The sequence below is a fragment of the Tunturibacter psychrotolerans genome (assembly GCF_040359615.1).
Lineage (GTDB): Bacteria > Acidobacteriota > Terriglobia > Terriglobales > Acidobacteriaceae > Edaphobacter > Edaphobacter psychrotolerans.
In genome coordinates this window covers 3057361-3080761 of sequence record NZ_CP132942.1, presented here as the reverse complement: position 1 = coordinate 3080761, position 23401 = coordinate 3057361, and the positions used below count along the sequence as shown (strand labels likewise).

The following is a 23401-nucleotide window of genomic DNA, read 5'->3' as shown; positions in this document are numbered from 1 at the left end:
GAAATTAGTTTCCTGTCGTGATAAGGCCTGCCCTTACACTGGCTCAAAAATGGCTGGGAAAACGCACTTGCCGATAACACCGATGTTGCGGACAAGCACAAGAACAAGACGTTCCTGCTCATCTTCATCTCCTCCCGGTCCCGATTAGCCCACCTGGAAAAGCTCGATCCCGTGCGCCTTTCCGAGATTGCCCGAGTACTTCTTGTCCGTTCCATTGTTCCAATGCTCATGTACGCCAAGGCTGCGGCATCGGATGCCATCGCGTTCGGGATCGTAGAAAGTCTTCGAAGGTGGATCATTGGCCAGAGCGGCTTCGCGCAGATAGTTGTCGGCATTCCTAATATCCACGAGATCAGGCCATTCCGAGGTCAGAAAATCGAAGCCGACCGAATCGACCGCCACACCGTCCAACGACATGAAAATGCTGCTCGGCCAGGCATCGTTGAAAGGGGCCATCTTCCATTTGCGCTTTGGTGGTCCATCCGCATCCTCGCTTCCATAGAGCCCGTCGACGATAAACAGCATGGTCTTCTCGCCAAGATCCTTATGACCCAGGAAATCGACGAATGCGGAGTAACTTGGGGAACCGTCATGGTTGGGAGGAAAGCCGTCGTGCGCGTTTTTGCGCCAGTCGGGATTGATGCTTGTGGCGCCGAACAGATTCTTAGCACAAAGCGTCACCCCTGTACTCACATGCCCTTTTAGCAATGCCGCATCGATTAGATAGGTAGCCTCGACGACCGTGGTATCGAGACCCGAAGCATTGCGGCTGGGAACCGAGAAAGGGATCGCGTTGGGCTTGAACTCGGCCTTCAGGCGCCCGTCGCCGCCGATATGATCCACGAACACCACGCCAGGAAACTCACCGTGAATCTTGACGTAGAGATTGCCCGGGATGAACCGGCTGGTATCGAAGACGGTGATCGACGATTGCGGCACTTTTCCCGGACCGGTCAACTGCCGGACGAGCGAAAGGATCAGATGGGGCGACGAGTTCAGACGGTCGATTGTGCCATGATCCGTTGTGTTGTTGAGGTTCGGCTTGATTGCGACCTTCTCGCCGGCCTTGTATCCGACGTTGCCACGATCATGAGTGCGATTGAAATAGTGGAAGATCGCGCTCCATGCCTGGGCATCGCTCTTTTGATTTGTAAGACCGCGGATGGAGCGGGAGACCATGCGGTCAATTTCTGCCTGGTTGTTGTTAGCGTCCACCCACCAGGAACCTGTTCCATCCCAAGTCACAGCCGCCGGATCGTGGGCCCAGGTAACTCGACCGGGAACTACACCGCGGGGAACACCCAGTGGGGAAAGCGTGGATCCGAATAAGGAAGAACGCATGCTGCTGGCAGCTGCAATAGAAAGGGCGAAATGTCGGCGCGTCATTTTCATTTGTCGCTACTCCTTCTAAATCATGTTTTCCGTGGCGCCATCGAACGACTCGAGACGCGAGTATGTCGTCCCTACGCGAAGATCTTAGAAAGTGGAACACCATGGCAATGCGCGCCCACGAGGGGCCGTTAGTGATGGGAGGCAAGTGCCAATTGTGATCGGTGCGAATGATCGTGACCTCGTTCCTTCGAATTCATCGACCGCTCCCATTCAGCCGCTACCATACCATGCTCCTTTGTACCAGTTCCTATGCCGCAACTGGCACAAATTTCGCCGGGCATACCAATTGCATGAATGTCTTTTCGCCTAGTGACTAACTCAAAATTTTATTCAAAAAAATGGAATAAAGAGCTTGGTGATCAGTTTTGATTGGCAACGCGTCTGATGCGTCATGTGATCAACAGTTTCATTCACGCATCCACTCGCGCACAAAGGAGGATTGGACACCCACAACTTATGCGCACCCATTTGATTTTTGGGGCTTTATTACACGTTAAAAATCGTTATCAACTCTGCCGACTAGCGTCGAAAGCGACGCGACGGTTGCACAAGCCTAACAGCCGTTTACAAGACACCACCAACGACGTACTGACGCGACTGAATCATCGGGCTCCGTCTCATGTCTTGGTTTATTCGCAAGAGAGACAAGGCTAAACACGAATCAGGACGGGTAAACAATGATGAAAAATCAAACAAGCAACACCAAGCGTACAGTTGACCGCCGTTCCTTCATGAAGAGCGGTCTTCTTACAGGAGGCGCAGCTACAGTCGGCGTCGGTTTGTTAGCAAATGGAACTTCGGCCCATGCACAATTTGGGGTAGGAGACGATAGGCTCGATGCGGGCGATATCGCTATCCTCCGGTTTCTTGCAGCGGCAGAGTTGCTCGAGTCGGACCTTTGGACACAGTACGCGGAACTGGGTGGTCTCACCCCGAACCAGCTCCCCCTTGAGGTGGTACAGGCTCCTCCTATGAACAGCTACCAGAATGCTTTCTTGGCCCTCGATGGAGATGGTCCGCAGTACATCAGCAGCAACACGCTCGATGAAGTGAGTCACGCTACCTTCCTCAACGGCTATCTGGATTCCAAAGGAGCCGAGCCGGTCAACCTGGACGAGTTCCGTACGTTGCAGGGAAGCACTGCTACAGGGTCAACAGGCATCGGGCGCCTTACGAACCTTATGCACCTCAACGTGGACACCAGCTGGTTCGTTCGGTACCGCAGTGCAACCAATCCTGACTTTGGCGCCACGTTTCCGCAAGCTATCAACATCAATAACCGTACCGCTATACCCATCACCAATGCTGATTTCAAGGATCCAAATCACATTCAGGTGATAGCGAATATAGCGGCCTTTCACTTCGGATACATTGAGCAGGGGGGCGCCAGTCTGTACGCAGCCTTGAGTCAAAAAGTGAAACATCCGGAGGTGCTTGAGATCACCCTTGGCATCGGAGGAGACGAAATCGCTCACTTTCTCGAGTGGGTCGACTTCGCAGGCAACGGAGTACAAGCCCCTGTTGCTCCGGTGACGGATCATGGCCTAACGTTCCCTGATTTTTTCAACAAACCCCCGCTGCTTCCGCCAAACTTAGTTCAGCCAAACCTGATCTTTCCAGTCCCTTGCGAATTCATCAGCCCCAATCTGCCCCACTGCGCCGTCATTCGTCCGATAACCGATAAATTTGGAGGCGCAGTCGCTACGATTGAAAGCTTCACCGCCGATGGACTCTTTTTCGGTCAGACCGAGAAGTTCCTCAAAACACTGATGGAGCTCGCTGTTGCAGCAGATGCTGCCAGACGTTAACGACTATAAGCCCGACCCGTCGGCGCAGAGACCCTCTTCGCCGACGGATTTACACTTCCTTTTTTATCCTCAGACCTTATTCATCTCAGTGGGGAAATGCACGATCCATCGCTTGAAAGAAGCTTGATTCAACCGCACTTTACTTTTTAAAGACCTGCATCAGGAGATCTGACTGAACCTCATTCAACTGCTTTAGTGTCACTTCCAAAGCCGGTCGGTCTTCATATGTTGCTGCGCTGAGAATGCCTTTGAGGCGAAAGGAGGCGCGCCGCATGAGCAGCTCGGCATCTCTTAGCTTTTTGCTGTCATCGGTAACGCCGGCATGGATCTTCTCGGTATATCGCTGCACGAGCTCGATGGTCTGCGAAGCCTGCCCGAACTCACCGGAGTTGAACTGCTTGCCGGCCAGATCCGTCATCTGGCTCACGAGCTGCGCATAGAGAAGCATCTGTCTCTCGGGTGAGCTCGATCCGCTTTAGCATGAAGCGCGGCGAGAGCGGTTGCACTGTCAACCTGGCCTGAGGCGGAAGCGTAGTCACAAGTCAGCGAGAAGATAGGTATAACTATGGCAGTAAACAGGAACCGCATCTTGCACCTCACGACCAGCCGATTTTAAAGACGCACAAGTTTTCTGAACCGACGCGCACCTCGTCCGGTCCCTTCGGAACACAAAGATTCAAGCTAAAAACCTCTGCGGCACTTCTATCCGATGCGGACGCAAGTCCGCCCATAGTCCACCCACGGTGGTGCTCACAGCGCAACAGTCACAGTGTTTTCAAGAAGGTAATCAACGCCTCTTTTTCTTCGGGACTCAACTCTCTAAAACGTCTAGTGGGCTGGCGGGCTTCGCCATCGTGACGCGAAATAGCATTATCAAGAGATAATGACCCCAAGTCGTGCATGAAGCGGGCCTTTGTGCGTACCCCCCAAAGTGGCGCCGTTCTTAATTTGTTAGCCGTGTCCTGAGGCCCAACCTGGACGATCCCATCTCCGGTTCCAATGTCATGTAGTAAAAAATCGCTAAAAGGATGAATTATCTTATCCCCCAGAGCCTCTGGAACGGTAAACATGCCACCATCGATAACTGTCCCTGCAGGGGCTGTGGTGATGGATTGCACATGGCAAACACTACAACCGACCCGAGTGAAAAGTCCCTGACCTTTTAAAGCTGCGGGGGTCGCGCCAAGCACTGTGTCTCGAGGTGGAACCATAGTGCCGCGTATGAACTGAGCAAAGTGGTCGATATCAGCCAACCCAAGACCATCTGGCTGATCTTCCACGCCGGTCGTAGTGTTGAGGACGGTAGTAACATTCGTAGGGCGCAGCCGGTTAGTGATTCCCATCTCATTGAGGTAGGCATCGCCAATAAAAGAGAGCAAACTACTGTGCTGGTCTTTCCAGCCGAATCGTCCCACGCGGGTCTGTCCAGGAGCCTCGAAAATCGGGGCCTGTACAACTTCTCCATGAACTCTCCCTTCGCTCAACTCCGGTTGTTCCTCGGCGATTGCGATCAGCGTCTTGTCGTCGATGGCTTCCACAAATCCATCCCCCAGAGTGTTCAGGGCAGCGCGTAATGTGCGGATGTTCTCTATCGCAGGTATGGTCTCCTGGGCTTCCGGACCGATAGCGCGATCGTTGACAATAGACCTGCCGGTAATTGTGTTTTTTCCGTCGTTGATAAAGATGGTCGGGTTTACGAAATTGCCATTTTCATCGTTGTGCCCAACTCGGAGTTCCGTGATCTGGCTGGCTGCTCCACTATTCGGATTTTGGTGACAAGTGACGCAGCTGGTTGCGTTGTACACAGGTCCAAGCCCTTGCGCGATTGTCTCGTTTTGCTCATAAACTTGCTGATCCCGAGCGAACGTGTCTCCTGCTGGCTCGGCGATTCCGTTGCTGACACTTTGTGCACTATTGAAACTGGGGGTATTAAACCCGGCCGGCGCTTCAGTTGCTGACTTCGCTGCGACTCTAACGAGTCCCGCACCCAACGCGATTAATATCGCGAAAAGGCAAGAACAGAGGAGAACCTTTCTCCAATGGGCCATGAGCATGAGCGTTCCTCCAAAAGACACCAGTCGCCTACGCACGTGCAGGACGTAAGCTTGCTGATCCGTTAACCTCAACTCCACAAAGCCGAGACGGAACGATCGACAACTCCGGCTTGAAGTCAGAGGCCTGTTTGTATCCAAACTGAGTAGGGCAAAGATTATTCCCATCTCGAAGCAGAAAATATACGTGAAGGACGAAATGGAGCTGACGGAACGACCGGCGGATGCAGAACCGGGAATGGAGCGCGGCGAAGGTGCAGAGAGTCTGTTGGCTGCTCCTTCTTAGCGAATCAAAAGGAGCGCACCTAGGCCTTTTGGAAATCGCTCTAGCTTCAGACCTGTGTCACGATTGGTATGCAAATTATTGAAAACGAATTTGGAATAACAGTGACCTTACTCAGTTTTATGTCGCAGAGGAGATCACTATGTTAATCAGTAACTTCAAGTCGTACTTCCACGACGTTCCCCCCTCACTTCGGAGAGCTTCAGTTTCTCTTAGCGCAAAGGCCGGGAAGAACTGGTTCCACCCAGTTGCACTCGTCGTCTTCACTGGGGTTTTATCGATCGGGGCCTTAGCACAAACTAACAGCACGTATGTGCAGACAAACATCATCTCGGACGGTGCGACAGTAAAGGCACTCGTAACCGATCCCACATTGATTAATCCCTGGGGCGTTTCAGTCGGTCCAGCTATCTGGATCGATAAGGCGGGCAGTGGCTCGGTGGCAGTCGACACCCTCGCTGGCACAAATGCGGTACCGTTGCTGCCGTCGGTCACGATACCGGCGGCAGCTCCCGCGCCGGCGCAAGGCAGTCCGAGCGGCACGGTATATAACAGCAACAACGCGATCTTCGACATTCCGGGCAGCACATCGGCCTTGTTCCTCTTCGGCACCCTTGACGGCACGATCGCCGCCTGGAATGTGAACAGCGGGACGCAAGCGGTGACGGTGGTCAATAACTCCGCCAAGGCCTCTTACACCGACATCGCGCTCGACACCAACGCAACGGGAACGTTCCTGCTTGCGGCCAACTTCAGACAAGGCACCGTGGACGTCTTCGACAGCACTTTTGCTGCGCACGCCCTTGCGGGTAGCTTTGCCGATCCGACATTGCCCGCGGGCTATTCGCCCTTTGGTATCCACAGCATCGGCGAAAACATCTATGTGACCTATGCCCAGGTCAACGCCGCAACAGGCGAGAGCGTGGGCGCCGGTCTCGGCTATGTCAATGAGTTCGACAACAATGGAAACTTCATCGCGCGAGTCGCCAGTCAAAGCGTATTGAATGCGCCGTGGGGGATGGCGCTTGCTCCCGCGGGCTTTGGCAGCTTCGGCGGCGATCTTCTGATCGGCAACTTCGGAGACGGCGTGATAAACGCTTTCGATCCCAAGACGTTTGCGCTGATCGGCTCGTTGAACACAAGCGCGGGCACGCCGATCGCGAACATTGGCCTGTGGGAGATATTCTTCGGACAGAACAGCGGCCAGACCACCACGTTGGGCGATCCCAACACCCTGTACTTCGCGGCCGGTATCAACGGAGAGAAAGGCGGTCTCTTCGGCTCGATCGCGGTCGCCCAGCCGGCAGCCGCCAACTTCACCCTTCAAGCGTCCGCCAATTCGGTTACAGTCGCTACAGGGCAGGCGGCCGGGAATGTGACGCTGTCACTCGCCGCAGCGAACGGGTTCACAGGCCCTGTGACCTTTTCCTGCACGCCCACCTCGGTCACCTGTACCTTCAGTCAGCCGTCGGTCACGCTTTCCGGCTCTGGCACAACCTCGGTTACGGTAGCCATCGCTCCAGCAGCAGCTACAGCAGCTCCACCAACGACTGGCAGTGGTTATAACAGATCTTCCAATCATCCTGTCAATTTGTTCCAGTCACGGGCCGGGATCACCCTAGCCTTCATCGGACCGGTCGGTCTGCTTGCATTCGCCAGTCTGAAGCGCAAATCGATCCTTGCACGCGGATCTCTCTTTGCTCTCCTGCTGGTGGTGACTACGGCAGCAATCACCGGTTGCTCTTCGTCAGCATCTCCGCAACAGTCAGCTAGTACAACTCCCGCGGCACCCGCTTCGACACAGGTTACGGTCAATGCAATCTCGGGGGCGATCACACAAAGCGTCACGGTCACCTTCACTGTGCAGTAGCCTCAAATTTCGCGCTAACTAAGGGCTGCCGAGAGGCAGCCCTTACCTTTGCAGGAGATAGGGTTTTGCACTTTGCGTATAGCAAGTCAGAGACCGGAGCTAAGAGAAGCTTAGTTGGTTGCGGGAGCCCAGCACTGAGCTACTACTAGTTCAGGCGATGCCGAATAGCGCGCATCTTTTGCAGCGTCGGTCGAAGCCGCATTCTCTTCCGGTGGATAGGGTAGCAATCCGCCTGTTAGCACTACTTACGATCCGGCAACTTTAATTGTTGCGGAAGTCTGAGTAATTGCCCAAAACAATCACGAATCGTGCTGCGAGCCTTCCAGAGCTCTCATTGTTTTGGTCAGGATCTGTTGTGGAGAGAGATGACAACGTAACAGCATCTCGACTGCGAGCGCGAGGGTCGTTTGTTGCTCTCCGAAAAGCGCTCGCCACATATACTCCTGATTTACTTGAAGTTCTTCGTGCGTCATAAATGTGTCCTCCCTGCAAGGGGTAATCGAAACCAGTTTGGCGACGATTAGTGTGAGTTCTCTTCGGTGATGCGCAATACAGAGGAATTGCAGACCATCTTCAAGTCTTTGGTTCACGTCGCACTTGGCGCGGATCGGCCATCTATGAGAGATTGCCGCTCTCCCTTCCCTTCAGGTTTCTCTTCTCTTTAGAAGAGAACGAGCATGGAACGAATTTATTCCCCTCCGTGGGACCAAATTTTTCGCCCTGCAGTTTGCGCATCATGAGAAACGCATCCCCTGAAGGGTTGTCCAGCGGAAGCACTGCTAGGATCGCGTTGGCCCTGAAGCCCAAGCTCTATCACGGTCATATCTCAGGACGCAGCTTCGCAAGATTATTTTTCTGACGGTGTGGCGACGAGTTGATTACAGACCTGGCAAAAGCCAATAATCTGTAGGGCCGATAAATTGTTCACCGCGCCCTAGCCCATTTACGTGAAAGAGTCACTCAGGCACTCATTTAACAGTGACACTCACCGCTGTCGTTGCTGTGATCGAACCGCTTATGCCAGTTACTGCGACGATATAGTTCCCGGGGGTCGTGCGAGAGTAAGTCGTGCTGGAGATCATAGTGTTGCCTTGGTTGTGAGTGACGGCGCAGCCGGTGGCCCCTCCCACGCTGACAGCGACAACTGCGAAACTGAGGAGTGTTCTCCATTTTCGGCGGTGCGGCAGCGGAAGGAATAGGATGGCTGCCATAGTCAAGCCGCCGATAACAAAGGAGGTTTGCTGAACGGGGTTATGTAACTCTTGTGCAGATGCAGCAGCAGTGTTGACAAAGAGCGTGACCGTCGTTGGTGCTGTCACTGAGATTGGCGGGGTGTCAAACGCGCAGGTGGGTGGGCTTACGACATTCGACGGATTAATTACAGTACACGTGAATAGAATTCTTCCTTTAAAGCTTTCGTTCGGTATTACCGTAATGGTCGAGGTCGCAGGAACTCCGACTGACTCCACGCGAACGGCCGTGCTGCTTAGATCAAAGCTTTCCTGGAGACCAGACGATGGCGCCGTGACTAAGTAAGTCCCAAGCGGTAGATCGCTGAAGGTAGAAGCGCCGGTTTCATCGGCTCCTCCCATCGTAATAACTTTTTCGCCAACAAACCCTGGAAAAAATGACACGCTAAAATAAACTATGACATTGGCGCCAAAGGTTGTAGCGGAGGTGCCCATACCATATACGGTGCATTGACTGTTACTAAGGCTAGTAGCCGATCCTGCGATGATCGGAGAACCGTAAGTTGTCCCGGCATCGTTTACGAGGAAAATGTTACTCGTGTCGGGGTCATAACGCACCTTACATGCGTTTGCTGCCGATGTATTGTTGCGCGAGCTCTTGATATTCAGACCAACCGATTGAATGTGAGAGGTTGGGTCCGAATAGATCGTCGTGAAGGTCTGATCCGAGCCGCTACCGGAAGAAGGAGAGATAAATGCGGGAGACACACTCGCAGTAACATCGTAAGTGCCAACTTCTGCCTGAGAATTCATATCGGTGGCCTGATTGCTATTTTCGGCCAACATAAAAATCTGCTTGGTACCGCTAAATGATGCTGTGAAAGTCAAGAAGATTCGAGCAGTCACAGTATTACCGGAAATAGTTATGGACGAAGAAGCACCTAACACGGTGCACTGAGAGTTGCTCACGGTTTGGTCTGTTCCTGCGGTGGCTGTGGTTGTAAGGAATGATTTGCCTGTGTCTTGTGCCAACTGGATGATGCCTGAACCGACTATAAAGTTTAAGACGCACCCATTTGCCGGCAACCCACTCTCACTGCTTGGAGCGACGCCCACGACTGCGATAGAAAGTGACTGAACATTCTGCACGCCGTTAGGGTCAGTGAATGTTGCCACGAATGCCTGCTCCGCACCACTGCCGGCCGAGGGCACCAGATTGGTGCTTTGCGCGTGCATGGTGATGGCTGTAGCGAATCCCATAAATAGCACCGCCAGCATCTGTCTTGGCCTGGCAGCAGAACAAGACCATCGCCCGACTAAATTTTTGAACATTCTCATGGGATATCCTCCAAGCTTCGCCGACAGCGAGACGCAGTTTGCTGAGTTACGACGCCTGTGGGCTGCAGGTGCCGTTAAGAAACGAATCTAGGTCATTCAATTGTTTAACTAGGATAGGCATGATTCTTCACTGCGTTCTTTAGAACTAACGCTCGGACTTGAAGGTCCGGATCGGCGTTAAGCCTTATCAATAGATGCGTAGGCGTGCTTCTGTTTTGAGCAACTCCTCTTCGGACGAAGACGGTCGGATCTTCTGCGAGTGCCTCGAGAACTAATCGAGGGGTTACAGGGTTGCACGCCACCCACATACGAACATCGGTATCAGAATCCCTTGACAGTTTTTCCAACGTATCCTTGTCCTGTATGTTCGCGGCCATCCACCGTAACCAGTCGATCTCTTCCGCGCGCAGCTCGCCAAATGTGCGAGGTCTTTCTCGGAGCCAAAGGATGGCGTCCTCGGTGAAATGATGGTCTTCGTAGACTGCAATTAAATCGTTGCCGATCACATCGTTCAGCCAATCCGACATATCGTCTCCTTACAATTGAGTCCATCTCTTGTTACTGCTTCAGGTAAGCGATCAGGTCTTGTCGCTCTTTAGCCTTGGGAACGCTGAAGCTCATATTGTTGTCCGGAACCATCGAATCGGGATCGCTCAACCACTTCTCCAGAGTCGCATCGTTCCAAGTCACGCCAGAATTCTTCAAGCCCGCGGAATATGTAAATTCCGTGATGCTTCCCGCCCTTCTGCCATAAACTCCTGCCAACCTCGGTCCCTCGCGATCAACCGCCATCGCATGACAGCCTGTGCAACGCTTCTCGAACACAGCCTTGCCTTGCACAGCATCGCCATCCCCAGCGAGAGTCGCCTCGCTCCCACTCGCACTCTTACCCAACATCGAGAGCGCCTGCACATCGGTCTTGGAAAGCTTCGCGTCCCAGTGCAGCAACCGATACTGCAGCGGAGGCATGTCCCCGCTCTTTGCCTCTTCGAATATCTTCGCAGTCAAAACCTGCTGCTTCTCCGCCGGCATCTGCTCCCAGTGTGAGAGGTCCATCTTTTTGCGCGCCTCAATGATGTCGCGCTCAATCAGCCACGATCCTGGAGCGATCCGCGCATACACTGGCCAGCGAGTTTCGCTCGAGTGGCAGTCCGCACACTTGTTCACCAGTACCGCCTTCGCGTCTGCTGGCATGGTCGCACCCTCCAACAGCGTGCCGAGTCCTTTCGCCGGCTCGACACGCGGATTCCCAAACGGATGAACATGCCCCAAGGCTGTTACTGCGGCGACGGTCAATGCCGCAGCAATCCACGGGCGCACTAGAGAGTCTCCGCCAATGTCGTGTCGACGACAGCCAGATGATTATGTCCTCGAACGACCTTGACCTTGGTCACTCCAATCACACTCTCCAGCTTGCCCGCTGGAACCATCATCGGCCCTGGATTCGGTGCCGCTCCCGGTGCAGGCTGCGGAAACGCCGTCGCCATCGCCGTGTGGAAGGTTACATTGCCTTCGACCTTTTGCACCACCTGGTGAATGTGACCGTTTAGAACCGTCACCGAACCGAAGGGCTTCAACATGGCGAGTGCCTGCTCTCCGTCCTTCGTGCCCCATCCCCACTTCTCATAGACCATCCACAAAGGAATATGGGCGAAAACAACGATCGGAGTGGAGTGACTCAACCCGGCCAGGTCAGACTTCAGCCACTTCAATTGATCCTCGCCCATATTCCCCATCGCATCTACTTGTACGCAGTTGTTCAGGCCCACAAAGTGCACGCCCTTGTGGTTGTAGCTGTACCAGCCATTGCCCACCGTGCCCTTGCCAAAACGCTGCTTGTACTGCGTACCATCGTCGATGTAGTCGTGCTCCCCCGGCACATAGAACACCTCATTCTTGAAACCTTTAATAAGCTGCGACGCCGTATCGAACTCCGCTGCTTTCGAATTCTGTGTGATGTCGCCGGTGTGAATCATGAAGTCAGGAGCCTTCATGCCGGCAGGCACAATATTGGCCCTGTCTATTGCCTTCTTCAGCGTTCCTGTCACATCGGGATTTGCGCCCTTGTTGAATCCGATGTGGCAATCGCTGATTTGCACGAACGAAAAATCCTCTACCTTCCCAACTCCGGTCCCAGCACCCTTCATCGTCTGCGCCAAGAGCCTCGAAGTCGGCACACCGCCAACCATCGACCACAGCAGCCCTGTGCCGGCCCACGCCATGCAACCCAGAAAATTGCGCCGGTCGATGCCGTCGCCCACGGGCTTCGTAACATCTTCGTTCTCCTGCACTACTTTGTCTTCCTTGAACCGATTCATATCAATCTCCATCTGATTTTGATTGTCTGCACCGTCTATAACTGGCAAGGCGAGCTTTTATTCCGCCCGGCAGAAGAAACCGCGCGGAATAATCCAGCAGCAATTTGGTTACAGAGATGCGGCACACAGACGTCGGTTCAGTCGAGAGGTTTGACCCGTGCGTGTCGTTGCCATCCTTCGCCTTTCCCTCGCCTTGCCGGTTGCTCGACCGCCCCTATCAGACGCTCACATCCCGAGCCTTACCTCGCCGGCGAACGGTGGTGGTACTCCGGGATAACGAGCATGACGGTCAGCTTCATCATCGTAGCGATATAAGTTCTTCAAAACCGGAACGCCTCCACCACAAAATTTGGAAACTCTTGACGATTGCTCTTGGTCATAAGTTCATGCCCCGCACCGGCGATCTCGAGCAGTTCGGTTCGTGCCGGGATGAGCCTCAACGCTGCAATCAATTCGTCCGTGGAACCAAACCCATCCCGAGTGCCGTGAACAAACAGCGCGGGAGTCTTCAACTCTGGAAAATGCCCGGTACGTAACTCATCGGGCCGTCGCGGTGGGTGAAGCGGGTACGAGAGCAGCAGGAGCCGATCTATCAGACCGGGTTCAGCTGCAGCAAGCATCGACGCCTGCCTTCCTCCATAGGAATGACCGCCCACAAACAAACGACCTGAAGTTTGTTGCCGCATCGTCGCAACGGCAGCTCGAATTCCCTGCTGATCCCGTTCCGCACTGCCACGTGGTGGTGGCCCGTGCGGTCGCAACTGGCGAAAGGGGAGATCGAAGCGTAGCACTGTCATCCCCGAGGCGCAAAAGGCGTCTGCCAATGCTATGAGGAGCGGGGTGTCGCAGTTTGCGCCAGCACCGTGCGTTAAGATTAGGCAGTCGCTACCGGGATCGGTCGGGAGGTGCAAGTGGCTATTCATACGCCAAGATTATTGCAGCATTCGACTCTCAATCGGCTGGTCGCCGTTCGATCCTGCCGCGTCCCCCACCTTCCCTATATCGCCTAACGAAAAAAGCGCGATAGAATCGTAAATTCATTCCGAGGAGGATGCCCCGTGGACAACCTTGACGATCTGCTGCGGCTCGTCACATCACCGGCATACTTCTTTGACAGGGACTCTCACCAGATCATCGCCTGCAATCAGCAATTCGCCAATTTGATGGAGTACGAGATCAAGGATCTCCTCACCATGTCTGTCGAGCAGTTGAGACCACCTGAGGAAATCCCCCTCCTCGCCAGGGCACTCGCTGCCTCCCCGCCCGAAGGCGCTGTCGAATGGCGTTACCGAACGCGCTCAGGCACCATCTTGTTCGTCCAGCTCATCTATCGCAACAGCATTTACATCGACAAAGCCAGTGACCTCAACCGCGAAGTCAGGATGGTCGTCATCTCAAAGTGGGACACGACCCCCGTCAAATCCGCCGAAGCTTTGTTCGGCTCATAGACGCAACATCGTCACACGTTTCCCCGAGCGCTTCGAATGAGTTGTCGATAAAGACTAATCGTCTGGTCAGCAATAGCAGACCACGCAAAAGTCTCCTCCACGCGTCTGCGGCCCGCCTCCCCAAATCGTTTCGCTTTCTCAGGATCAGCCAGCAGCGCTGAAATCTTCTCCGCAAGATCCCGCGAGAACTTCTCTGGATTCGAAGGAAACGTCGTCACTGGGTCCTGTTCGAATGGCACGAGATAGCCCGTCTCGCCATCCACAACAACCTCCAGAATTCCTCCAACAGCGCTCGCTACAACCGGAGCCCGGCAAGCCATCGCCTCCAGGTTGATAATCCCGAATGGCTCATACACCGACGGGCAGCAAAACACACTCGCGTTGCTATAGAACTGAATCGCCTCCGTCCTCGACAGCATCTTCTCGATCCACACAACGCGCGGATTTATTTTTCTGACTTGCTCAATCTTCTCGCGCATCTCAGCCGCAATCTCCGGCGTATCCGGCGCGCCCGCACACAGCACCACCTGCGTTCCCTTCGGAAGATGAGGAATCGCCTCCACAAGATGCGTCACGCCCTTCTGTCGTGTAATCCGGCCAACAAACAAAACATAAGGCACCGCCGGATCAACCCCATACTTGATCAGCGCCGAGGTCTCCGCAGTCTTCTGATACTCATTCAGATCGATCCCGTTATAGATAACGTGAATGCGCTCCGGCTTGATCTCAGGGTAAGCGCGCAGAATATCTTCCTTCGTGCCCTGCGACACCGCGATCACAGCATCTGCATCCAGAATCGCAGTCCGCTCCATCCACGAGCTCATCGCATAACCGCTGCCAAGCTGCTCTGCCTTCCACGCGCGTAGCGGCTCCAGGCTATGCGTCGTCAACACAAACGGCACGTTGAACAGCTTCTTCGCCAGAAATCCTGCCATCGCCACATACCACGTATGCGTATGCACAATGTCGATCGTCGCAAGCGACTTCACCTGCGCCAGATTCAGGCTGAACGTCTCAAGCGCTGTCTTGTACTTTCCTTCCGTGCCATTCGTAATCTCCGACCACGGCTCCCCCCCGCGCACATGCAGATTTCCTTCGTCGAGAAACTGTTTCCCCCAGCAATGGACCTCAACCTCAATAGACTTCGCCAACTCTCGGCTAAGATATTCGACGTGAACGCCAGCGCCCCCGTACACATTGGGGGGATACTCTCGTGTCATCAGACCAACTCGCAAGCAAGCCTCCTCGTTCGATCTCAACTCATCGCCGAACCGAACAGAGACACATCATACGCAACTGCACTCTCCATCACGAAATCAGCGTCGCGCAAGATCCAGCATCATCACATCCGAGCGCTCCTGCTCGCGTTCGAGAACAACCTCTCGCCCATCCCGCGAGATGTCGAAGTCGCGAAGGTCGAAGTCAGCAGGAAGATGGGTCAACTGCCGCTCGGTACCCGTTTCCAGATCAATCAGCCACAGACTCTTGTGTTGAATCTCTCCCCGCATCAGCACAAGTGCCCGTCCACCAGGCAGCACGGACACGTGCCGAGCACCTCGCGTCAGCGTCAAGCCCGGCAGCGGATGCGCGCCACCCTCCGCCGTCACCGCCTTCGCCGAAAACGTGGTGCCGATATCCGGTCCCGAATAAACAACAAAACTCCCGTCAGGCGCCCACGCAGGCTCGACCGAATATTCCTGCACAAAAACAGTGGGCGGATGGCCATCCAGCGGCACGCGAAACAGATGCGTGACGCCATGATCGTCCGCTGCCGAAGTAATCGATCGGCCATCCGGGTCCCATGCCGGAGAGCCCTGCAAGGCAAGCGTATCGGTCACGATCCGCGCGTTTGTGCCATCAGCCTGCATCACATACAACAGCGTCTGGCCACCTTGCCGCACCGAAAACGCAACCCTCTGCCCATCGGGAGAGACTGCCGGGCCGCCAATGACTCGCGCTCCCGGTCCACTCCACAGCTCCGTGCCACCCTCCGTGCCTGCCCCATTTGCGAGCTTCCAGATGCTCTCGCCCGCACCTGTCGCAGAAACATACAAAAGATAGTTCGGGCCCAGGCGCGGCGAGAACCCCATGCTCGTCGTCAACGAAATCGGAACGGCCGTCGACACCTCCGCCGGTGAATCCGCAACCCGCAATCTCCACAGTGTTCTCTTCGGACTCGCAAGCGTGACCACCAACCTTCGGCCGTCGGCGCTGGCCGCCAGCGACGTATACCGGTCCAGGCCAAAAGTCAGCCGATGCGGAATGCGCCGCTCGACGTCAATGCTGTAGAGCCACGGCCCCGAACCGTCGGGATCGCTCGCAAGGTACAACAGTGTGTGCCAATCCAGAAAAATCGGATAAGTCACGCGCCCATTCTGCGACGTGATTTGTTCGGGAGTTCCGCCGCTCGACCGAATGCGCCAGATGTCCAATCGATCCGGGAGAGACCCTTGAACGAAGTAAATGAGTGTTCCGTCGAGCGACCACAACGGAAAGTGAGAATGAAGCCCCGCGGGCGCAGTGAACAGTGGCGGAGCTCCCGGTCGCAGATTGCCATCCGACACGAACAGCGGATCTCCAGGTCCAGGCGTGTGATACGCGAGTCGGGTGCCATCCCGCGACCAGTCGAACTCAGCCACCCCTGCAAGATAAGTCTTCGGCTCTCCGCCCAGCGTCGGCACCGCCCATACGCTGATGTTCCCGTCCTGTCTGCGGTCCCAATACGTCACGAAAGAACTATCAGGCGAGAATCCCAGGTTGCGGATGGACGGATTGATCAACTCCTGCGCGCTCCCGTTGGTCAAGTTGCGCAACTGTCCTGAACCGAGCTGCTTCACCCAGACATCCGCCTGCCCATTGCGGTCCGACAAAAATGCCACGAAATGACCATCTCGTGACACCGCCGCAGCCTCCGCCACTCCGCCGAAGTCCGTAACCGTCTGAATCCGCGCATCAGCAATGGGGTTTCGCCAGAAGTACTCCGTCCTCTGAAGCCAGAGAGCCACGCCAACTGCCAGCACCGCTCCCGCCGCTATCATCAGCGGCAAAACAAATCTTGCCTTCGTGCGAGGTTCCTCTATAACTGGGTGCGCCTCCGGCATCGAAGGATCGGGTGGCAGAACACCAGTCCCGTTCTCAGTAGTCGCTCGAAGATTCCGCCCCAGCGCCCAGGCGTCCAGCTCCGCCCGAGATGCATACACCGACCCCATTCTGTCGTGCAGATGCCGATGAACCGGCATGCCCTCCCGCTTCTCCCAGCGCTGAACCGTCGTCACGTCGCGGTTCAGGTACGCCGCGATCTCCTTCCATGAGTCCAGCCGATCATCCACCGGTCTCTCGGACGTCGGTATGCCAACGGATGGTTCGCCCATTGCGCTCTCCTGGTCGGTCCGCAGCCGTGACGAACCCCGGGACCCAAATTGTACCCCGGCTCTACAACGGCACGGCAAACCGCTGCATTCGACGGCAAATTGCTGAATTGTCTCGGTTCCGCGCCTTACCGCTTGAACTCCTCTTGGAGATGGCACACGGTGTCCGTGTATCTCAAGTGATTCTCAAATCGCAAACAGGAGCTCTTTCATGAAAAGCAAAACCTGGACGACGGCGGCACGCGCTCTCTCCCTGCTTCTACTCTGTTGCGGCACCAGCGCCTTCGCACAAGGGCGCCCGCCGCTCCACCTCAGCGGCCTCATCAACGACTACGTACCCCTGCTCGCGACCGTCAAAGGCAGCCCATACGAAATGCATGGTCAATGGTCCATGGACATCCACCCGGAATGGGCATCGGCCGACTTCTTAGCCGATATGACGATGTCCAGCTATGGAAGAACCGCATCCGGTGCGGTAGACCCAACGCAGCCCCTCGTGAACCCTCACACCCACCACATCAAGCTAACCAACATGAGGATCACTTGGGACATGACCGGTTGCCCTCCATGGGGCACCCCCACACACCAGGGCTTTCAGTTGAATGGCACAGTCAGCCTGGCGACGGGGAATGGAACCAACGGCTCCTTCGAGACGGATCCTCCTACCTCGACACTGCAGGTCTGCATCACCGGCGGAGACGATATCAAGTACTCGGTCACCAATTCGAACATCACGATGGTCTTCGGTGGACCAGCGACGATGCACTTCGGCCCGCAGGCAATCCACGGCGTCGTGCGCAAACCGGCAGACGACACAGACGGAAAAAGATAGATAACTCCGTCAACCATGGACCGGCCAGGCGGACTCCTGTCACTCAACCAGGTGTCCGCCTCGCCGCTTGAACTCGCCGCTTGAATTGAAAGACGCCTGCCAGCGTGCGATATGTATCCATGTACCTCCACGGAACAACAACAATAACGAGGAGGTCTGCATGCAAAGGAGCCATCAATATCTGCTGTTTTTGACTGTCGCCATCGCCATGGTTCTCTCTCAACCTCTAAGCGCCCCCGCAACAACACCTGAGGGCTACAAAAGCACCTTGCTCGCCGTAGGACGCTTCGGCGAAATCAACGTCTCCAGTTACTTTCCGCACGGACCCACGAAAGAAAGGAACGAACAACTCTGGCAATCTCTACAGCAGACCAAAGGGACGTCCGACCTCTACATCCAGAGCAACATCTGGCAGCCCGGAGGGACCACCGGCTGGCACACCCACCCGGGTCACAGCCTGATCATCGTCACCGAAGGAACTGTAACCGAGTACGGAAGCGACGATCCCGAATGCAAACCACACATCTACACCCAGGGCATGGGCTTTGTCGATCATGGCGGAGACCACATCCACCTCATCAGAAACGAAAGCTCCACTCAGGCCAGCACCATCGCCCTCCAACTAATCCCACAAGGCGCCGAACGCCGCATCGATGCCCCCTCCCCACAAAACTGCCATTTCTAACGAAAAATTACCTGATTAAGTGCAGCTGGCTGCAGGCTGATTCATCCCCCACGGCCAAAGCCTTCAGTCAGATAAACCGGAAAAGCCTCTTCCGCGCTTACCGTCTGCATTCTCGGTTGCGAAGACCGCTCCCTGCCTATAGTCTGGTGCACTCCGGCCACTGGATACAAAACCTCCTCAAGCAAACAAGAACGGGAAAAGATGAAAATCATATTCTCCGTGTTCAGTCTCGTCATGGGTGCGATCTTCGCACTACCGACAAGTGCTCAGGAAGTCCTGCCGTTCGCGCCTGCTCCGTCCGCCTCCACTGCAGGTCTGACGATGCAGGATTCCACCTACAAGAATCGTGTTGGGACGAAGCATCTACGCTCCGATGCGCCGAACATCCTCATCATCCTCATGGACGATGTCGGACCGGGTCAGGCCTCGACTTACGGCGGTGAGATCAACACTCCGACACTCTCGCGTATCGCGCACGCAGGAATCTCCTACAATGCCTTTCATTCCACAGCCATGTGCTCGCCTACCCGTGGAGCGTTGTTGACGGGGCGCAACCACACCCGCATCGGCAACGGGCAGATCGCCGAACTGGCCAACGACTTCGATGGCTTCAGCGGCAGAATTCCGAAGTCAGCCGCGACCGTCGCCGAAGTGCTGAAAGATTACGGCTACAACACCGGCGCCTGGGGTAAGTGGCATAACACGCCGACGCTCGAGACCACGTCGAAGGGGCCGTTTGAATATTGGCCCTCGGGCTATGGCTTCGAGTACTTCTACGGCTTCCTCGCGGGTGAGGCCTCGCAGTATGAGCCTCGCCTGGTGCGCAACACCACGATTCTTGACCCGCATGAGTATGAACATCCTGGTTACCATCTCTCCGAGGACATTGCGACGGACGCGATCAAATGGCTGCGCGAGCAGCAGGCTTTTTCGCCGGACAAGCCATTCCTGATGTACTGGGCGCCGGGCGCAGCGCATGGCCCTCACCAGGTTCCGAAAGAGTGGGCCGACAAATATAAGGGCAAGTTCGATGATGGCTGGGACAAGTATCGCGAGCGTGTCTTTGCGCGACAGAAGGAGATGGGCTGGATTCCGAAGGACACGCAGCTAACCCCGCGTCCTGCGACGCTCGCCTCATGGGATTCGATCCCGGAAAGTGAGAAGCCGTTCCAGCGCCGGTTGATGGAGGTCTACGCAGGCTTTGCAGAACACGCAGACTACAACGCCGGCCGCGTAATTGACGAAATCGAGAAGGAAGGAAAACTGGACAACACGATTGTCATCTACATCTGGGGCGACAATGGCGCGTCGGCTGAAGGGCAGAACGGCACTATCTCCGAGCTGCTCGCGCAGAACGGCATTCCGACCACGATCCAGCAGCACATCAAGACGCTGAATGATCTTGGTGGATTGGATGTGCTCGGTTCAGCGAAGACGGACAACATGTATCACGCGGGCTGGGCCTGGGCAGGCGGTACACCGTACAAATCCACCAAGCTGGTCGCCGCGCACTTCGGCGGCACACGCCAGCCCATGGCCATCTCCTGGCCGGCAAAGATCAAGCACGACGATACGCCCCGCCCGCAGTTCCATCACGTCATCGACATCGTACCGACGATCTATGACGCGGTTGGCATCACACCACCGCGCGTGGTCAATGGCGTAGACCAGATGTCGATCGACGGCGTGAGCATGGAGTACACGTTTGCCGATGCAACAGCGAAGGGGCGCAAGGAGACGCAGTTCTTCGACATCATGGGCAGCCGGGGTGTCTATCACGACGGATGGTTCGCCGGCACCTTCGGGCCTCGCACGCCGTGGGTCCCGGGTGTGCCCAAAGGCATCGCGAACTGGAACCCGGACAATGACGTGTGGGAGCTTTACGACCTCAATAAAGACTGGTCTCAGGCTAATGACCTCGCCGCGAAGATGCCAGAGCGTGTCGCTTACATGAAGAACCTGTTCCTGGTCGAAGCGGCGAAGAATCAGAATCTGCCCATCGGCGGCGGTCTGTGGACGATCGTGCTCCATCCGGAAGACATGATCTCCTCACCATACAAAGAGTGGACCTTCAGTGGCCCAATCATCGGAATGCCGGAGTTTGCCGCGCCGAAGCTTGGCAAATATGACAACGACGTCAGCATGGAAGTAGAAGTGCCCGAGAACGCCAACGGGGTGCTCTACGCCTTGGGCGGGTTTTCTGGTGGTCTCTCGCTCTATGTGAAGGACGGAGTCCTCCACTACGAATACAACCTCTTCGAGCTTGATCGGACGCAGATTAAGGCAAAAGACAAGCTCCCAACCGGCAAGGTAAAGATCGAAGTCGAGTCGAGGCGGGTAGCACCTAAGCCCGGCGCCCCGCTGGATGTCACGCTGAAGGTGAATGGTCAGGTCGTAGCGCAAGGCCGCGTGCCGATCACTGCGGCGCTCGCCTTCACGGCCAACGATTGCCTCGACATTGGCAGCGATCTCGGTTCGCCCGTGTCGCTGGATTACTTTGATCAGGCCCCCTTCGCATTCAACGGAAAGATCAACACGACGAGGATCACGTATCCGAAGAATGAAAAACTGACCTCCGCGCCAGTGGCTACGGTGGACTAAGTACCAAATGTTGGAGGTCGCGCTAAGGTCGTAGTTGCCAAATTAACTCGCCAACGCATCATTGAGGAAAGATTACTAACGATAAATCGCCATCTCGTCAGCAGCGGCCGTCAAGAGTTCGTCATAGGCTCGATTCAGCCCAACCGAAAAACCTGTCAAGCCCCCAATCGCATAAAACCCTCGCCAATCCTGAAGATTCGCGTGGCGTATGAGTTATGCACGATTCGCTATACTGGATACGCAGAGAACAAAGCCCCGGAACCCACCGGGGCTTTTGCTTTGAGCAGCTTACACCTGCCCATAAACCCTTTGTTTGGACGAATTTGGCCGCAAACCTTTTAGAATGACGAATTTGGACATCGCAATCACCTGCAAACTGTTGATTCAAAGCAATTAATGCAAATCATATAGGGGGGGCCACCCCCGCGTGTAAGGGGGCTTAGAAAGGCAACTAGAAGGTAAAGGCAAGTCCAGCCTGCATGGTCCGAGGCGACTGTGCAAGGAACAGAGTTTGTCCATCCGCCGACAGGAAGGGCCGATAGCCCTGCGCCAGCAGATTCGTGACGTCAACCGTAGCCTCAAGCCCGGGCGGCAGCAGACGCCCCAGCCGCAAAGACTGTCGCAGATAACAGCTCAGGTACGCCTGGTCGCTGAAAGGAGCGTAAGGATCCACCGCCGTCACCAACCGTGTCGGCTGCCAGCGATACGCCGCTCGAAGCGCCGTTCCGCTGCGAAGCACCCGACCCCGCAAAGCGATCGTCGCAGTTCGCGCAGCCACCGGCGCCAGATCCGATCCAGCATCAGGCAGCGACATCACAACGCCATCCTTCGCCGCGAGCCCTGCCCCCGTCCCATACTCCACCGCAACCCACAGATTCGTGGTCAGCGGCTCAGTCATCGTGACACTCAAACCCTGGGTCTTGTACCCCGCACTCAAAAACCGGAAGTTCCCTGTCGTCGAATCGGCAATGATCCCATTCGCGCCACTCTGACCTGTCGCCGCGATATCCGCCGGAGTCAGCGCACCGCCGCCTGAGACAGCGACCCGATCCAGCGAGTCGGCGTAATACGCAACCTGCACCATTCCGCGGCCGGTCTTTCGGCCAACACTCAACTCCTGGTGCACTCCGCCATCCGTCTGCAATCTACCCTGATAAAGCGCAGCGACCGGCAGCTCTCGCCTCATCGTATCGAGACCCGCGAACGACTGCAGATCCTGCGCCGTCGCCATACGATACCCGACGCTCCAGTTCTCCGTCGGATGTGCCGTAACCTTCACGAACGGTCGTGAACCCGACGCATACCCAGAGGTCCGGACAACATAGACCGTCCCTCCCGCCTCGACCTCCGCGAAATCCCCGATCTGCATCTTCTGCCCACTCGCAAGCTGCATCACTCCCAACCCAGGGGTTCCATCCGATGCCAGCATCTCAGGGTGCATCTGGTAGCTCAACACCATCCGAGCCGCACCCCCATACCCAAGCTGCATCCCATACCCGGTCGCAACCTCAGTAGACTGACCGACATTGGGTGCCCCGGGCTGTGTCCCAACGTCCGCACGCAGCGTCAGACCGGCGCCATCATCAAGCACTCTGTCGAACGCGAAAACATTGTGGACCCCGCTGCTCCCGAAGCCGCCATCGCCGGCCGTAACCTCCGCGCGCACTCTCTCAGCGCGCTTTGGGGTCTCTCGAACACTGGAAGAGACCAGAATCACGTCTCCATCTTCGGCGAACCGAAGAATCGGACGATTCGCAACCGACCGCAGCGTCCACTTCCAATCATCACCTGGTTCGTCCGCCTTGCGACGCTCTGCCGGAAGCCACGCGGTGGATTCGAAAAGTGTACTCAGCGTCAGATTGACAACCGCCTGAGCTCCCGACGTGAGCTGCAGATTGCCCCGCATCGCTGGAACGAACAGCGCCGCACTGGCCCTCACCTCATATTGTCCAGGAAGTAGATGAGGAATGAAGTAGCGCCCGTGAAGATCCGTGAACGCAGTTCCAGCCATCGCTGAATCTGCCGCGATTACCTGAACCAGAGCACCCAGCTGCGCCACACCCTGCGCATCACGAACCACCCCCGACACCGCTGCACCTTGACCCATAGCGACGCGGGCTGCTGCAGTAAGCAGCATCAGCGACAGAAGCGCGATCTTCCCCTGGGGTCGTAGCACAGTAAAACCGTCCTGCGCGTCGAATGGCTATCCGAAATCAT

17 protein-coding genes are annotated in these 23401 nt (G+C 55.9%); 6 read left to right on the top strand and 11 right to left on the bottom strand.

The window, feature by feature from the left end:
- Window positions 1-144: 144 nt before the first annotated feature.
- A complete protein-coding gene (locus RBB77_RS12750) occupies window positions 145-1392 on the bottom strand; it encodes a DUF362 domain-containing protein (protein WP_353062135.1) in 1248 nt (415 codons plus the stop codon).
- Window positions 1393-2069: 677 nt separating this feature from the next.
- Between RBB77_RS12750 and RBB77_RS12745 the strand changes: the two genes are divergently transcribed.
- The gene (locus RBB77_RS12745; RefSeq protein ID WP_353062134.1) at window positions 2070-3200 is read left to right on the top strand and encodes a hypothetical protein; all 1131 of its coding nucleotides are present in this window, start codon (window positions 2070-2072) and stop codon (window positions 3198-3200) included.
- 139 nt (window positions 3201-3339) lie between these two features.
- On the opposite strand, the gene RBB77_RS12740 is transcribed toward RBB77_RS12745, so the two are convergent.
- Window positions 3340-3648, bottom strand: coding sequence for a hypothetical protein (locus tag RBB77_RS12740; protein ID WP_353062133.1), 309 nt, complete (start codon window positions 3646-3648; stop codon window positions 3340-3342).
- 316 nt (window positions 3649-3964) lie between these two features.
- Complete coding sequence (locus RBB77_RS12735; RefSeq protein ID WP_353062132.1) at window positions 3965-5254, bottom strand: di-heme oxidoredictase family protein; 1290 nt, start codon at window positions 5252-5254, stop codon at window positions 3965-3967.
- Between the two features lie 422 nt (window positions 5255-5676).
- Between RBB77_RS12735 and RBB77_RS12730 the strand changes: the two genes are divergently transcribed.
- Window positions 5677-7404, top strand: coding sequence for a TIGR03118 family protein (locus RBB77_RS12730; protein WP_353062131.1), 1728 nt, complete (start codon window positions 5677-5679; stop codon window positions 7402-7404).
- Between the two features lie 968 nt (window positions 7405-8372).
- On the opposite strand, the gene RBB77_RS12725 is transcribed toward RBB77_RS12730, so the two are convergent.
- From RBB77_RS12725 to RBB77_RS12705, 5 genes are all read right to left on the bottom strand, one after another.
- Entirely contained in the window at window positions 8373-9932 is a 1560-nt protein-coding gene (locus RBB77_RS12725) for a hypothetical protein (RefSeq protein ID WP_353062130.1), read from the bottom strand.
- Between the two features lie 104 nt (window positions 9933-10036).
- Entirely contained in the window at window positions 10037-10459 is a 423-nt protein-coding gene (locus RBB77_RS12720) for a hypothetical protein (RefSeq protein ID WP_353062129.1), read from the bottom strand.
- Window positions 10460-10490: 31 nt separating this feature from the next.
- Window positions 10491-11252 carry a heme-binding domain-containing protein gene (locus RBB77_RS12715; protein ID WP_353062128.1) on the bottom strand — a complete coding sequence of 254 codons (762 nt, stop codon included), beginning with the start codon at window positions 11250-11252 and terminating at the stop codon, window positions 10491-10493.
- On the bottom strand, window positions 11252-12250 hold the full coding sequence (locus RBB77_RS12710) for a metallophosphoesterase family protein (protein WP_353062127.1): 999 nt from the start codon (window positions 12248-12250) through the stop codon (window positions 11252-11254). The genes RBB77_RS12715 and RBB77_RS12710 overlap by 1 nt, the downstream gene beginning before the upstream one ends.
- Before the next feature lie 320 nt (window positions 12251-12570).
- On the bottom strand, window positions 12571-13173 hold the full coding sequence (locus RBB77_RS12705; RefSeq protein ID WP_353062126.1) for an alpha/beta hydrolase family protein: 603 nt from the start codon (window positions 13171-13173) through the stop codon (window positions 12571-12573).
- A gap of 135 nt (window positions 13174-13308) precedes the next feature.
- On the opposite strand from RBB77_RS12705, the gene RBB77_RS12700 reads away from it, so the two are divergent.
- The gene (locus RBB77_RS12700; protein WP_353062125.1) at window positions 13309-13698 is read left to right on the top strand and encodes a PAS domain-containing protein; all 390 of its coding nucleotides are present in this window, start codon (window positions 13309-13311) and stop codon (window positions 13696-13698) included.
- Between the two features lie 11 nt (window positions 13699-13709).
- Here the strand turns inward: RBB77_RS12700 and glgA are convergent, their stop codons facing one another.
- On the bottom strand, window positions 13710-14933 hold the full coding sequence (glgA, locus tag RBB77_RS12695; protein WP_353062124.1) for a glycogen synthase: 1224 nt from the start codon (window positions 14931-14933) through the stop codon (window positions 13710-13712).
- 81 nt (window positions 14934-15014) lie between these two features.
- Window positions 15015-17069, bottom strand: a complete 2055-nt coding sequence (locus RBB77_RS12690; RefSeq protein ID WP_353062123.1) for an LpqB family beta-propeller domain-containing protein — start codon at window positions 17067-17069, stop codon at window positions 15015-15017.
- Between the two features lie 208 nt (window positions 17070-17277).
- On the opposite strand from RBB77_RS12690, the gene RBB77_RS12685 reads away from it, so the two are divergent.
- The 3 genes from RBB77_RS12685 (at window position 17278) to RBB77_RS12675 (ending at window position 21184) form a co-directional block, all read left to right on the top strand.
- Window positions 17278-17898 carry a hypothetical protein gene (locus tag RBB77_RS12685; protein ID WP_353062122.1) on the top strand — a complete coding sequence of 207 codons (621 nt, stop codon included), beginning with the start codon at window positions 17278-17280 and terminating at the stop codon, window positions 17896-17898.
- 160 nt (window positions 17899-18058) lie between these two features.
- A complete protein-coding gene (locus RBB77_RS12680; protein ID WP_353062121.1) occupies window positions 18059-18583 on the top strand; it encodes a hypothetical protein in 525 nt (174 codons plus the stop codon).
- 201 nt (window positions 18584-18784) lie between these two features.
- Window positions 18785-21184, top strand: coding sequence for an arylsulfatase (locus RBB77_RS12675; protein ID WP_353062120.1), 2400 nt, complete (start codon window positions 18785-18787; stop codon window positions 21182-21184).
- 451 nt (window positions 21185-21635) lie between these two features.
- On the opposite strand, the gene RBB77_RS12670 is transcribed toward RBB77_RS12675, so the two are convergent.
- Window positions 21636-23360, bottom strand: a complete 1725-nt coding sequence (locus RBB77_RS12670) for a TonB-dependent receptor (RefSeq protein WP_353062119.1) — start codon at window positions 23358-23360, stop codon at window positions 21636-21638.
- Window positions 23361-23401 lie beyond the last annotated feature (41 nt).